A 14,114-nucleotide genomic window follows, 5' to 3' on the forward strand; every position below is an offset into this window, starting at 1 on the left:
TTTAGTTTTAAGTTTTATCAGTCCAACCATCCTGGATTCTGCCAGTTTTGTCCGGTTAAACCCATGATTTTATTCACTTCGGTCTGGTCAATGGGATATCGAAGGTATTTATCAGTTGAAGATCCCCTGTCATCAAACCTAAACCGTGTAAAAAGGAGATTTTCTCCTTCTTGTGTAATGCGCATCCCCGTGACGAACTCATCTGAATCACTAAGAATGTTCCACCGTCTGACATCAAAGAAACGGTGTTCCTCAAAAGCAAGCTCCACCCTTCTCTCATTTCGGTATTTTTCTTCAAAGGCGGCCCCGTCCATCCCCGTTGGAAACGCTGGCATTCCGGCCCTTTCACGGACTGTATTCACGGCTTCTCTAGCACTTAGTGAAAGCCCTTCAGCCGTAATTGCTACGTCTGGACCGTGGGATTGATAAGCGGATTCAGCGAAATTAAGGTATATCTCAGCAAGCCTAAACAATCGAATACCGCCATCGGCACTGTTGTTAATTCCTGATTGGTGATTGTTGAATTTGCGCAGGTAGTAGCCTGTTCTTGTGTTCCTCCTGTTGCTGTTGGAAATTCCTTCAGTACCGCCTACATATGTTTCTACCTTTTTACCTTCTGGCTGATCCAGATACCTTACAGCGCCATTATAATAGATGGAGGCATAAAATCTCGGATCTCTGCCGACGTAGGGATTTTCGGGATCATAACCAGCCGCCGGGTTAATTATCGGAACCAAGTTATCATTATCTGAATATCCGATAATAGGCATTTCTCCATTGGACATTTCATAACTGTCCACCAATCCTTGTGTAGGGCATGGGCCAGTTCTATCCATACCATCATTGGTAGGCATACCAGCAAATCTCCACACCTCCATAGGATCACCCCAATGATAAATGGTTTCTTTGTCTACTCCCCGCTGATCATTCGAACTGGTAAAAAAATAAAGCGCATAGGAATTTTGGGCAATGTCAGGCGAAGGCGTTTCGTCAAAGAGTTCGTAACCATTTGCAAGACATTGGGATAAAGCTTCCGCATTAATGGCCGTTGCGTCCTCCCAAGTATAGGTGCCATCCGACCACAAGGGACTTGCCGCATAGGTTACTGCCTGCGATTTGATCGCATAGGCAATAGCTCTGGTCATAATACCATATTGATTGTCAAATATATCCCATGAAAATCCATCTCTCCCTCCAGGTAACGCTAATGCAGTATTGCAATCTTCCAAAATAAAATCCACTACTTCGGAAAAAGTTGCTCTCTGGTCTGTGGAGAAATCATGGTCAATGGGTAAAGGCTCTTTGAAGATGGGGACGCCACCATACCTTTTGATAAGCTGCAGGTAATAAAGTGCTCTAAGGGTGTGGGCTTGGCCTTTCCATGCTGCTTTCTCAATATCTGGAGCGTACACAGTAGCTGTCTCAATATTCTTTATAAAAACATTGCATTTACGTATCCCCTCATACAGGTTCCCCCAAGGGCTCCCATCTACAGAATATGAAGGAAACGAGGTGGGAGTTATATTGCCGCTATACCAAACTACGTATCTTGAACCCGGTGTAACATCGTCCGCATCTTGGGCTTCGTCTGAGAAAGATGCCCTGTCCATATACGGTTTGGGAGCATGCCCATAACAGGAGTTTAGGTAGCCCCTTGTTCTGTTATAATCGCTAAACACCTCCTCCATGGTAATTCGTCCATCGCTAGGTAAATCCAATTGCTCATGACAGGAAAATGTAAGGACGCAGATAAAGATAATAATTATATTTTTTAACTGATTCATGGTCTTATTTTTCAAAATGTAACAACTACCCCAAGATTATAAACCCGATAAACTGGAAATCCGGAATAACCTCCACCTTCTGGACCAAAGTCCTTGGTTTTCATATTATCCCATGTCAAAAGGTTCTGTCCACTTAATAGAATTCTAGTATGTTCGGATCGGATAGCCCTCGTGATTGCAAGAGGAAGGGTGTATCCTATTTCAAGATTCTTTAACCGAATAAATTGACGGTCGAAATTAACGAAATCGCTAGGTTCATGATTTACAGACCTTGCCAAGGACAAAGCAGGCCAGGTGATTTCCTGGCCATTTTCAAACCTTTCCTGTGTCCAGGCATTTTCATGAAGACTACCATATACCCCGTCAAAATCGGTTTCCCATATTCCGGTACCTCCAATAATAGATGAGAATCCCCCAAGACCCTGGAAAAGTATATTGAAATCAAAGGATTTATAATTAAATCCCCCTGAAAATGCCAGCGTTGACCGGGGCAAAGCTCCATTACCAATAGGCGCATAATCCCTTTCATCAATCTGATTGTCGCCGTTTAAATCCTGATAAATTAGATCTCCTACACGGGGTGCTCCAAACGCATAAACCAAATCACTTTCTTGAAGCTCAACTTCTGAATTAAAAAATCCGTTGCCATTGCTGTAATCAACAAGATAGCCAAACTCCTGTCCAAAGGAATACCCTTCCTCCCAGTTTCTAAATGCGTAGTCTTCTCCCCGTTGTGCTTCGTTCCAATTGATTACTGTATTTTTAGCATACGTAAACATGCCACCTATATTCGCTGAAAAATCTGGACTAAAAACCTTATGATAGTTAGCTGTTATCTCATATCCTTTGTTTTGAAATTGTCCCGCATTTATTTGTGGGTAATTGGACAAAGGAACTCCTTGGTATGCGGGGATGGTGGCTAATGCACTGACGATCATATTGTCCATGTATTCGTCGAAAACATCTACCGAAAAGGACAGTGAATTGAACAAGCCAATATCAATTCCCAAATTTGCTTTCGTCGAAATTTCAGCCCGAATATTTGGGTTGCCTACCTGATTCTCATTGATAATATACTGGAGAGAGGCAATCGGACCACCCTGACCCGCTGTAACATTATCCAAATAGGCGTACCGAGCTAATCCGCTTTGATCATTGGCTGTTTGTCCATAAGAAGCTCTTAATTTGAGGTTACTTAACCAATTGGCGGACCTAGCAAAACGTTCGTTGGACAACAACCACGCAGCTGCGATAGCGGGTGTCGTGGTATACCTCACATCTCTAGCATATTGTTCTGATCCTGAATAACCTACCACCAGCTTCAGCAGCAATCTGTTATCATAAGTATAATTACCTTCAATCCCAGAATTTACTCTGTTATAAGGAAGTAAGCCCGGCGACGATACATCCGCCTTGGTAAGGTTCTGATAAAACATATAAGCAAATCCGGAAACCCTACTTTTGCCAAACTGCCTGTCGTAATTTAGGGATGTATTATAAGTTAAGTGGTAATAATACAGGTGACCCTTACTGTACGCTAAAGGAGTATTCAATTCAGAACCTTTTTTATTGAAATCTAACTCATCCCAATTGTCTGTTCTCAACCATCTCTCATAATTCTGGGTTGTTCTCAAACTCCCGACTGAGTTGGTCTGATAGGCAAATGTGCCAGTTAGATTTAGTCCTTCAGTTAAAAATCCCATGTCCAAATCCAGTCCGAACTGGGATGTAATATTAGTAACAGTATGGTTGACATATCCGGATCGATTTAACATACCGAAGGTCGGGGATGCCACCCTTTCTGTAGTAATAACCTGTCCAGCGCCGGGAACTTCCTCTCCAGCATCTGTCATTTCGGGAATTATGGGCCCATACATAGTGGGAGGAATTTGAAAGATACTACTGTATACTGCCTGATTACTTACACCCGGTGTGTGCTCTCTTTTTATATTACCACTTAGTCGTATAAATCCTGATAAAAAGTTATTGAATTTCATGTCAACATTGGACCGGTAATTCACCCATATATTTTTTGCATTGGGGTCATATCTAGTCTGTTCTGTTTTAAACTGCCCTCCCTGATGCATGAAGTTGATGTTGGAAAAAAATTGAACCTTGTCATTTCCTCCTGTAACATTCACACCCACACGTTGCATGGATGCATAGTCCTTAATGTATCGGGAGTACCAATCATTGTTAGGAAATAACGCACTTTCTCCGCTTCTGAACTGTTGAATCTGATTATTTGTAAATAAATATTCTTCACCTAACCCGTCATTAAAAGCGGCCTGATTTCGCATTTCCGCATATTCTCCCGAATTATAAAACCTAGGTCGAGTCGTCACTTCCTGAACGGAATGATCTAGTCTTGCTCTCACTTGTAATGGTCCTTTCCTTCCTCTTTTGGTCGTAATTACCATGACACCGTTGGCACCCTGAATTCCATAGATAGCCTGGGTTGAAGCATCTTTAAGGACCGCAATGGACGCTATTTCATTGGCTGAAATGTATTCCAAGGTTTCGCTTACGTTATAAGAAACAGGAATCCCGTCAATAACAACCAAAGGTCCATTCATTCTGGCCCCGGAAATTCCCCTGATGAATAAGTTGGTATTTGTCCTAGACAGTTCTGAGAAAGTCTCCTGCGTAAATAATCCCGGAAATCGTCCCGGAAAGCTCTGACTTAAGTTAGCTACCGGTGCTCTTTCCAACTCCTCCCCACTGACGGTCGCAACAGCTCCCGTAACTTCATTTCGTTTTTGCGAACTATACCCTAAATGGACCAATTCATCTTTTTGATGCAAATCGAAGGATAAAGAGATATCAATGGTACCTTCCTCTCCTATTTCTCGTAATACATCGCTATAGCCTCTAGCTTGGAAAACCAAAAACTCCGTACTATCCGGGAGGTTCAAACTATAACTTCCGTCAATATCCGTATATGTTCCAATATATCCACCAAGGGTATTGATAACAACTCCGCGAAGCGGCTGACCCATCTCATTGGTAACGCTTCCTCTAATCAAAATTGAAGTTCCCTGTCCAAAGGAATGTGCTCCGAGTAGGAAAGAAATAAGACCAAGGAAAGAGCAAATCCCCATTTTTATTTTTCTATTTACAGTCATCTTAGTTTCGTTCTAATGCTTTCATATTACATAAAAAATCTTCAATTACCATCCTGGATTTTGCCAGTTAACTCCGGTTATAGATTGTAATCGATTGGCCTCATTTAAGGGTAAAGGAACCCACAGAAAGCGGTTGATATAGTTTTTCCGGTCGCCCTCTCTGACGGTTCTTCGACCGTAGACGTATGAACCATCCTCGTTTCGAATAATTTCCGCTCCTGTTATCCAACGGTCAGTTTCAGACAAATCCCCTTCAGGTAACGTCCAGCGTCTGACGTCAAAATAGCGGTTTTCTTCCATCGCCAATTCTACCCGCCTTTCATTCCTAATCCGTAAGATTAACTCTTGCTGGGTTAGGGAAAGTGGCAGCTCGGGCATATTTACCCGACTTCTGATTTCATTCACAGCGGAGGTAGCCTCACCGAGATAACCGGCTTCGGCGGCCGCCTCAGCAAAATTCAAAAGTATTTCTCCCAGTCGGTAATATTTCCAGTTGGCACCACCAACGGGATTATCTCCCCCTGAATTAGGATGTAGAAATTTACGCTGAAAGTATCCCGTTCTGGTCGCTCTTCGCACCGTAGGGTGAATCCCTGTTTGAGGTTCTCCCACGTAGGTGGCAATAATGCGGGTCCTGTTCCCAATGCCCGCTGGATAATTTTCATAGGATTCCGGTGCTTCCGCGAAATTCCAAAGTGCCCGTCGTCGTGAACCATTATAATAGATAGAAGCGTAAAATCTGGGATCACGGTTTGAATAGGGATCTTGGGGGTCGAAAAGGGTATTGTTTTGATTGTAGTTTGGTTGAAGGTGCTTTTCATCCAAATATGGGTTTTCCAAATTCAAAATGGGTTCACCGTCAATGGTCTCAAAAGCGTCCACTAGCTCCTGTGTAGGACAGGTTCCGGTTTTATAACCATCCTGAGCTCCGATACCGTCAATATTCCAAATATTCCCCTGCCCGTCCCTGCTCTGGTAGATTGTTTCTTTATCAACTGGATTTGGAGAATACGCCATTGTTTGCGTAAAGTATTCATTGAAAAGTGCAGCAAATGGATCTTTTTCCTCCCCAATAAAAGCAACATCCGAGAGGTAGGTCTGCGGCAGATTTACCTGCCTGTAAAGCTCATACCCATTTGATTTCAGACTATTTACCGCAGCCAAGTTAATGCGGTAAGCCTCCTCCCAATGATCTTGACCTTCATTATAGAGCGGACTGGCAGCAAACAGGCTCATTGTAGATTTGATCGCTTCCGCCAGCGCTTTATTGACTCGCCCCGCCTCCCCGTTGGTTGTTATCCTCCAAGGCAATTCATCAGTTCCTAAAGCTATATCACAATCCTCAATAATAAATTGTACTACTTCGTAATAGCTTGCCTGTTGTACCTCTGAAAAATCATCCGAGAAATCATATGGTGCTCTTACTATGGGTAGACCGGTTCCAAACCATTTCAGTAATTCAGAATAATAATACGCCCTTAGCAAATGTGCTTCAGCTTTCCATCTGTTTCTATCAGAGTCATTATTTACTGTCGCTTCGTCAATTCTATCTATAAATAAGGCTAGGTTTCTAATTGAACTCCAATACCTCGCCCAATAATTGCCATTACCGGCATCCGCCCATTGTAGAGCTGGATGGTTTCCCGCCGAGGCATCCCCATTATAGAATCTGCCAGATGTAAGCCACGACTCAGCTTCTGCGTCTGTATCCCAAGATTCATCGCTCCAGTTGACGGGCCCTCTGCTCCAAAAAAAGTAGCGGGTGCCTTTAATAGGTAAATTCGTATAGCAACTATTTAAGAATGCTCCCACTCTATCATTATCTGAAAACACTTCTTCTAAAGAAATTTTTCCATCAGGGGCCATATCTAGGACATCATCGCACGAAACACCAATTAAGCTTGTGAGAAGTATCAATATATATTTTTTAAACATTTTCATGGTTTTGAATGGGTTTAAAAGGTAGCGTTGAATCCAAAGTTCATCATTCTGTTTACTGGATACCCAATGGCGTCATTGTTCTCCGGATCCAGGTGCCCCATCTTCAGATTATCCCATGTAAATAGATTTTGACCTCCAACGTATACTCGCAATGAATTGATCCCTATTACGCTTGTCAGATAGTTGGGGAAATTATAAGCCAATTCGACATTCTTTAACCTAGTAAAGGACCTATCCATTACAAAGAAATCATTTGCAACATGGTTGGATGTACTACGGGTGCTAAGGGCGGGATAGGTAATCTGTTCTCCTGCAGCGTACCGCTCAGGAGTCCAAGCTTGTTTATGATAATCAAAGTAAGTTCCCTGAATAATGTTTTCGTAAACACCTTGAGCAGCATAGTTACTGGAATATTTCCCAACTCCCTGGAAAAAAATCGAAAAATCGAACGCCTTATATTGAAGATTAACCCCCATGCCATAGGCTACTCTTGGTATTGACGAATAACCTATAGGGGTTTGGTCCCTGTCATCAACAACTCCGTCACCATTCAAATCCTTGTAAATAAAATCTCCTACCCGGGGTACCCCAAACCCATATTGGGTAGTTGCAAGATAAGTATCTAGCTCCTCTTGAGAATTGAAAATCCCATTACCGTTTTCATAATCAATTCTATATCCCCAAGCTTGGCCTATTGGATACCCCGTTTGCCGATATCGGTGAACATAGGATTCATCACGTATTTGCTCATCAATAAAAGTAACCGTATTATGGTTGTAGCCATAATTCCCTCTAATGTTGATATTGAAATCCTGCGAGATATTTTTATTGTAGGCAAGCTCAATTTCGTATCCCTGATTATCCACCTCGCCCATGTTGACTCGGGGAATATTCCCCAATGGTACCCCTTGGAATTCCGGAACTGTTCCCCGACTGATTAGAATATTTGTTCGGTTTTCAATAAAATAATCAAACGAAACACTTAATTGATCCATTATTCCAACGTCAATTCCAAAGTTTTGCTTGTCAGCAATTTCCCAAGTGATGTTAGGATTTCCCAATAGGCCCTGATTCACCCCTTGACCTCTTCCTAGACTGCCTAAAGGACCACCACCCATTGTAATGTCGCTTTGAAAAAGGAATCTAGCTGTACCCATTTGATCATTACCTACCCTACCCCTCGATGCCCTAAATTTAAGGTTAGTTAGTATCGGGTTTTCAAATAGAAAACTTTCGTTACTTAAAATCCACCCTACGGAAACAGCAGGAAAAAAGCCAAATCGATTGCCTGGAGCAAATTGCTCTGAGCCATTGTAGCCAATATTTACTTCAGCTAGATACCTGTAATCATACTCATAGGTACCCCGAGCAGCCACACCTAACACATTGTATGGAATTTCACCGATTATAGATTCCCAGTTGTCCCTTTGAGCAAGTATTAAACCTCCAACCATGTGTTTTTCACGAAAGGTCCGAGAATATTGAATAGCCGCCTGCATATTGATATTATAGCGGGAATCGGCACCTTTTGCTAACGTTAAAAGAGTTTCATCCGGCCTTCTCACTGCATAACTTAGCTCATCTGAATTCGGATTGACTTCCGCCAAAAACAACCTTTCTGACTTTCTTCCCTGCATGGCTGTGGTAGATCGTGAATCATACGAAACCATCCCACGTAAACTTAATCCTTCAGTAACCATGTTGCTGAGATCCAGTTCTAAACCAAATGAGGAATTTAGATTGGACCTTACTTCATTTCGATATCCCATACGATTCATTATTTCAAATGCTGATCGGTCCATATATCCAGGATCGACTATTTGACCGGGAGGTATCCCAAAGCCATCAATGGTAGTAGGCCCCGGAGTGATGGGCAGAATTGTTTGGGCTTGGTAAAACAAGTCTCTCATCATCCAGTTTGTATCATTACCACCGTACAACCAAGCTGCTGGCATATTAACTTGTTCGATGTAACTCCCGATATTCAAAAAAGATTTTAGAGAGGAGGAGATTTGATAATCGACGTTCGCTCTGAAATTATACCTTTTCATCCAAGAGGAAGGATCGTACCCCAACTGTGACTCAGGTTCTGTATTTAGATTCCCACCTTGATTAAGGAAGGCTCCATTTACAAAATAAGATACTTTTTCTGTCCCGCCCCTAGCACTCACGTTAACACGCGTTTGCGGGGCATAGCGAGAAATAAATTCTCTGTAATAATCATGATTGGGATACATGTAGTTCCTGACCATTGCCTGTCGTTCATAATCCGGGTCATTAGGGTCCAACCCTGCAAGTGGATTGGCATATTTTGCAATTCTAGCCTGACTGAACGGAGGATCCGTTATACCGTCATTTCTTGCTGCTTCATTTCTCAATGACATGTAATCCAATGATGTTAGGCGTTCCGGCTCGTAGGTGAAGGACGAGAAACTCTGGTCCACACTAATATTCAACTCCATCTCGCCTTCTTTTCCCCTCTTAGTTGTAATCAAAATGACGCCATTGGCACCACGTACTCCAAATACAGCGGTGGCAGAGGCATCTTTTAAAACCGTAACAGACTCCACTTCATTGGCGTCTAGCGTTCGGATATTATCCCTTGGAACGCCATCTATTAAGATTAGGGGACTTCTTCCGTTTGTAGTTGCAGCTCCCCGAAGATATAATGTAGCATCATCTCTTCCTGGCTGTCCACCTCCGGATTGGATGGACGTAAGGCCAGGCAATCGACCTGCTAGGGCATTAGCCAAACTAGCCGCTGAACTTTGGCGCAATTCCTTTGAATCCACCGAACTAACAGCCCCGGTTACAGATAATTTCCGTTGTTCCGCATAACCTACTACCACTACCTCCTCAAGGGCTGAAGCATCTTGGGATAAGGAAATATTGATGATAGTTTGGTTACTAACGGTAATTCTTTGAGACTCATAACCGATATAGGAGAAAATCAAAACAGCACCTTCTTCCGCTTCAATGTTGAATTGACCATTTAAATCGGTTACGGATCCTTTGTTGGTCCCTTGTATTGTAATTGTCGCTCCGGGTAAAGGTTCTCCGTTTTCATCGGAAACAACCCCTGAAATGACCACCTCCAGACCATTACTTACGGAACTCGACCTATGGCTTGGTACTGGGTCCTGTGAGCGATGGACGAGTATATTCTTATTCACCTGTTTAAATTGCAGTCCGGTTTGACTGGAAAGCGACTGAAGAATTCCATAAACGCTTCTACTCTCGTTCGTTAAGGTGACTTTGGGCAGGTCTTGTATCTCTTTATTAGTAAATACAAAATTAAAACCCGACGCTTTCTGAATTCGGCTCAAAGCGGTTTCAATAATAACTTCGTTCAATGAAATCCTAATTACAACTTCTTCAATATTTTTTATTTGAGCATTTCCGTTCGAGCCAAAAAGCAGGCTCATAGAAAAACATTGAATCAAAAATGCGTACACAGATAGTTTACTCATGCTTATTACATGTGACAGTATAATATTTTTCATACCTTTACAATGTTTGTTTTAGACTGATGCAACTGTTTAAAATAAACTTAAGTCGGTACTTGACGGGAATCTACATACCGGCTTGTCAATTCCGGGGGTGTCAGCGCATCCCCGGCTATGTGGTGTAGGGTTTTATTGTTACATAGCAATTTCGGTTTTAGTAGTTTTTGTCAATGATTAAATGAAATGATTGCCTTTTTCCCTTCCATCTTGTATTGGATACCTGATGTATATTTCAGCCCTTCCAAAACATTTTTCAACGTTTCATTTTCAAATATTCCTGTCAGCAATAAATCTGGAGGAGGGGAGTTTTCGAAATCAAATTGAACGCCATACCAATTTTCCAAAATCCTTATGGCCTCTGAAATGGGGATTTTATCAAAATAAATAGTCCTTTTGGTCCAAGCCAGTACCTGGTCCCGGTTGAATGTATGCTTATGCGTCTGTTTTGTGTCGGTATTTATTTTTAACCCTTCCCCTTCTTCCATATAAACCGGGTCCTTTTCTTGGCCAACATTCACTTTCACTTTTCCTGTAAGTAGGGAAACCTTCATTTCCTCGCCGGGATAGGCCTGAATCATGAAGGAAGTTCCCAACGCCGTAACGCTTATGTTTTGAGATGAAACCACAGTGAATGGCTTAAGTGTGTCCTTCGCTACCTTAAAATATGCTTCTCCTTCGAGAAAAATCTCACGTTGATCGCCATCAAACCCCTTTTTAAAACGAATTTGGCTGCCTGCATTGACCATCACCTTAGTTCCATCCTCTAGAACAAAAGAGGACTTTGTTCCTTTTTCTGTTTCAATTTTTTCTATAATCACGGATAGTGTTTCAGAATCCGGTATTTCCTTATTCATAAAATAATTTGCAAAAAATGCCAGTCCAAAAATTACAACTAAAATAGCCGCAACTGATTTCCCTTGTATCGAGAAATAAGACCTCCGATGTACAGATATTTCTGGTTTGTTGTAAAATTTATGAGAAGAAAGCGGCACTACATTTCCTTCCTCACTCTCCGTTTCCATGTCAATCTTTTCCCATATTTTCCAGATTTCCGCGGGATCCAGTTTTTCTTTGTTGTTTTGATATTCAATCAAAATCTTGATGGCTTTCTCTATATTTTCCCGTTGTTGTGGATTGTCCTTCACTAGCTTATGCCAATGGCTATTCGAACTTGAGTTCTTTTCATACACCCAAGACCTGAAGCTATTGTCAAATACAAAATCCGATATGGTATATTTAGATATGTCCATAAGATTGTTTTATAATTACTTAAAGAACGATACCTGAATTTCCTACCCTATTTTATCGAAAAATAAATAGTACAGAAATTACAAAAATTCACTTTACCTTTGATCTTTTGATATAAAATTTGTAAATACCGGAATTTACTAATCAAATACACTAATTATATAAGTAAAAAAATTAAAATAGAAATAATATTTTGTAAAAAAATATGCAATATCTATGTCTAAAACAATGCGACAAATAAACATGAAACCGAAACAAGGCCTTTTTTCAAGTTAACCAAGGCTTTAGAAGTAAGGTTATAAACAGATTGAAGATTAATCCCCATTACTTCGGAAACTTTGACCCCGCAAAGCCGTTCAAAATACACCAACTGTATAACTTTTCTCTGTCTTTTGGGCAATCTGTCCAAGGCCGTTGTCAATTTAATTTTCAACACTTCATCTTCCCGGTCTCCATCGGCAATTATAGGTGATATGTAGCCCTCATAAAGAGTGCTTTTCAACTCGTAAAAATCAGGTTGGCTTCTTGTCTTCTCAATTAATGCAACTTTCAAGACTCTATTGACAAGAGATTTACAGATGTACCGTTTGACATTATCTGTATTTTTTAGACCTCTCCTATATTTCCATAAATCAATGAATAAATCCTGAATGGCATCCCTGACCACGTCTTTGTTTTTGCAAACGGCAAGTCCGTAGCGATAAAGGTCCTCTGCGTAGGTTAGATACAACCCCTCCAAACTTGATTTATCTCCATTTTTTAAACCATTCCAAAATTTTATATCCCTTTCTAAATCATTGCTATCATGTTTGTACTTTGAAACAGTCATATTTTGGGTTATTGGGTTAAAAAGACGGGTAATTATAATAAAATTAATCCTATAATTCCAATATTTCAATCAAATAATTGGCAAGGGGAGGATTTATATTTCATGTAGCTGTGTAATCCTCCGCTGAAAAACAATTGGTTAAAAATACAAGATCTTGGTGGCTATGCATGCAGACGCTTTTTGGATACGAATAGATCCTGACTTTTACCGAGACAATTTAGATCTCAGTTTGAACCACCTCGAAACAAAAAAAAGAAAAAGCAATGTTTCGCTCAACGATTTATAGCATCTTCAACTTAATTCATTTATCCGCTTCCAATCTCAACCTCATAACAAAGCAGATAAAAAGCTTTTAGAAAATATTTCATTTTACTCCCGAACTAATTAACCTTCTATTGTTGAAAACTTTAAGAATTTTTTCGCTATTTCTTTCCGATAAGATGTCACTCTCAGAAAATTGCGTCACGAGGATATCCTGATTCCCCGTCCGGCTAAAATCATACGTGATGTAAATCGTGCCATCGCTAGTTTGCTGACCGTCCGCATAAGATACCCCAGGCCGCTCATCAAGCAATAAGCCATTTGACCAAGTATAGCCATCATCTTTAGATATAAATGCCATCAAATGGGAACGTCCGATTTTTTGGTCTATGGGACCATGTTTCACCAGCAAAAGACTGCCAGAATTGAGCCTGTATATAAAAAACCTGGCGGATGGATGCTGTATCCTTGAAGGAACGACTGGTGTCCAAGTCAATCCCCGATCAAAGGAGGTAGATTCGCCAATACCATATTTGGTTCGAATTAACATCCAGAGGGATCTGTCTTTTCGTTCAACTATCATATGCTCATCGTAGGCGCGCACATCATCAGCTACGGAGGCCCCGCCCAGCACATTCCAAGATTGGCCATTATCTGATGAGACGACCATTCTGGCATTTTCTTTCTCCATTTTCCACAATGAAACGGGAAGAACCCACTCCCCGGTAGACAAAACGATTGGCTTACACATCATTACCCCATCGGTAAGGCGTTTTGGTTCGCCCCACTTTGGGTTGCCGACTTCGGGATCTTCTATATCCAAGGCCCAAACACCTGCCGGTGTGCCCTCCGAAACTAAAGACCAAGTACCTCCGCTTTTAGCGGTGGCCTGTGCCCAAAAAACCTTGATTTTTCCATCTGGAGCAAGCCAAATTTCCGGGTCAAAAGCCCTTACAGGTCCCGGCCCATCCGGATCAATCACCAATACTTCTTCCCAATTTTGACCTAGATCCGCACTTGTTGCCAATACAACGTAATTATTCAGGTCTTCGCCGGGGGTTATACCTGCATACCAAACCGCCCACATCCGTCCTTTGGGACTCACTGCAAGGCTTGATATACCGCTAAATTTTCTGCTCTCTATGGAATGTTGTTGTGATATCTCGGAACCATTTATTAGTTGTGGGGGATCAAATTCAGGTTGGTTTCCTTGCGCAAGTGAGCCATTAAAATAGACATAAAAAATAAAGGATAATCCTATTATTCTTTTGAAGTAAGTCATTGGTAGGGTGCTTTTTTGATTTGCTAAAATCTAATAGACGTCATAGTTAGGTACAAATTAGTTGATCATGGTGAATTTTGCCAGCTTTGATGCGTATTTTTATTAAGTTTTTGAACACAAAAGCTTTCTTCTGAAACA

7 protein-coding genes are annotated in these 14,114 nt (G+C 41.3%); all 7 read right to left on the reverse strand.

All coding sequences use genetic code 11. The annotated features are described in order from the left end of the window. Nucleotides 1-17 precede the first annotated feature (17 nt). Nucleotides 18-1,784 (reverse strand): RagB/SusD family nutrient uptake outer membrane protein, encoded by a 1,767-nt coding sequence (locus tag FQ608_RS04010; RefSeq protein ID WP_158856509.1) that lies wholly within the window; start codon nt 1,782-1,784, stop codon nt 18-20. Nucleotides 1,785-1,795: 11 nt separating this feature from the next. Further along, complete coding sequence (locus FQ608_RS04015; protein ID WP_158856510.1) at nt 1,796-4,909, reverse strand: SusC/RagA family TonB-linked outer membrane protein; 3,114 nt, start codon at nt 4,907-4,909, stop codon at nt 1,796-1,798. A gap of 45 nt (nt 4,910-4,954) precedes the next feature. Beyond that, a complete protein-coding gene (locus FQ608_RS04020; protein WP_158856511.1) occupies nt 4,955-6,850 on the reverse strand; it encodes a RagB/SusD family nutrient uptake outer membrane protein in 1,896 nt (631 codons plus the stop codon). 14 nt (nt 6,851-6,864) lie between these two features. Continuing rightward, the gene (locus tag FQ608_RS04025; RefSeq protein WP_199856302.1) at nt 6,865-10,353 is read right to left on the reverse strand and encodes a SusC/RagA family TonB-linked outer membrane protein; all 3,489 of its coding nucleotides are present in this window, start codon (nt 10,351-10,353) and stop codon (nt 6,865-6,867) included. Between the two features lie 170 nt (nt 10,354-10,523). Further along, nucleotides 10,524-11,606, reverse strand: coding sequence for a FecR family protein (locus tag FQ608_RS04030; RefSeq protein WP_158856512.1), 1,083 nt, complete (start codon nt 11,604-11,606; stop codon nt 10,524-10,526). Nucleotides 11,607-11,824: 218 nt separating this feature from the next. Continuing rightward, a complete protein-coding gene (locus FQ608_RS04035; protein WP_158856513.1) occupies nt 11,825-12,433 on the reverse strand; it encodes an RNA polymerase sigma factor in 609 nt (202 codons plus the stop codon). Nucleotides 12,434-12,797: 364 nt separating this feature from the next. Continuing rightward, nucleotides 12,798-13,976: a sialidase family protein gene (locus FQ608_RS04040; protein WP_158856514.1), complete on the reverse strand. Its 1,179-nt coding sequence runs from the start codon at nt 13,974-13,976 to the stop codon at nt 12,798-12,800. Nucleotides 13,977-14,114 lie beyond the last annotated feature (138 nt).

This window comes from Lunatibacter salilacus (genome assembly GCF_009797935.1).
Taxonomy (GTDB): Bacteria; Bacteroidota; Bacteroidia; order Cytophagales; family Cyclobacteriaceae; genus Lunatibacter; species Lunatibacter salilacus.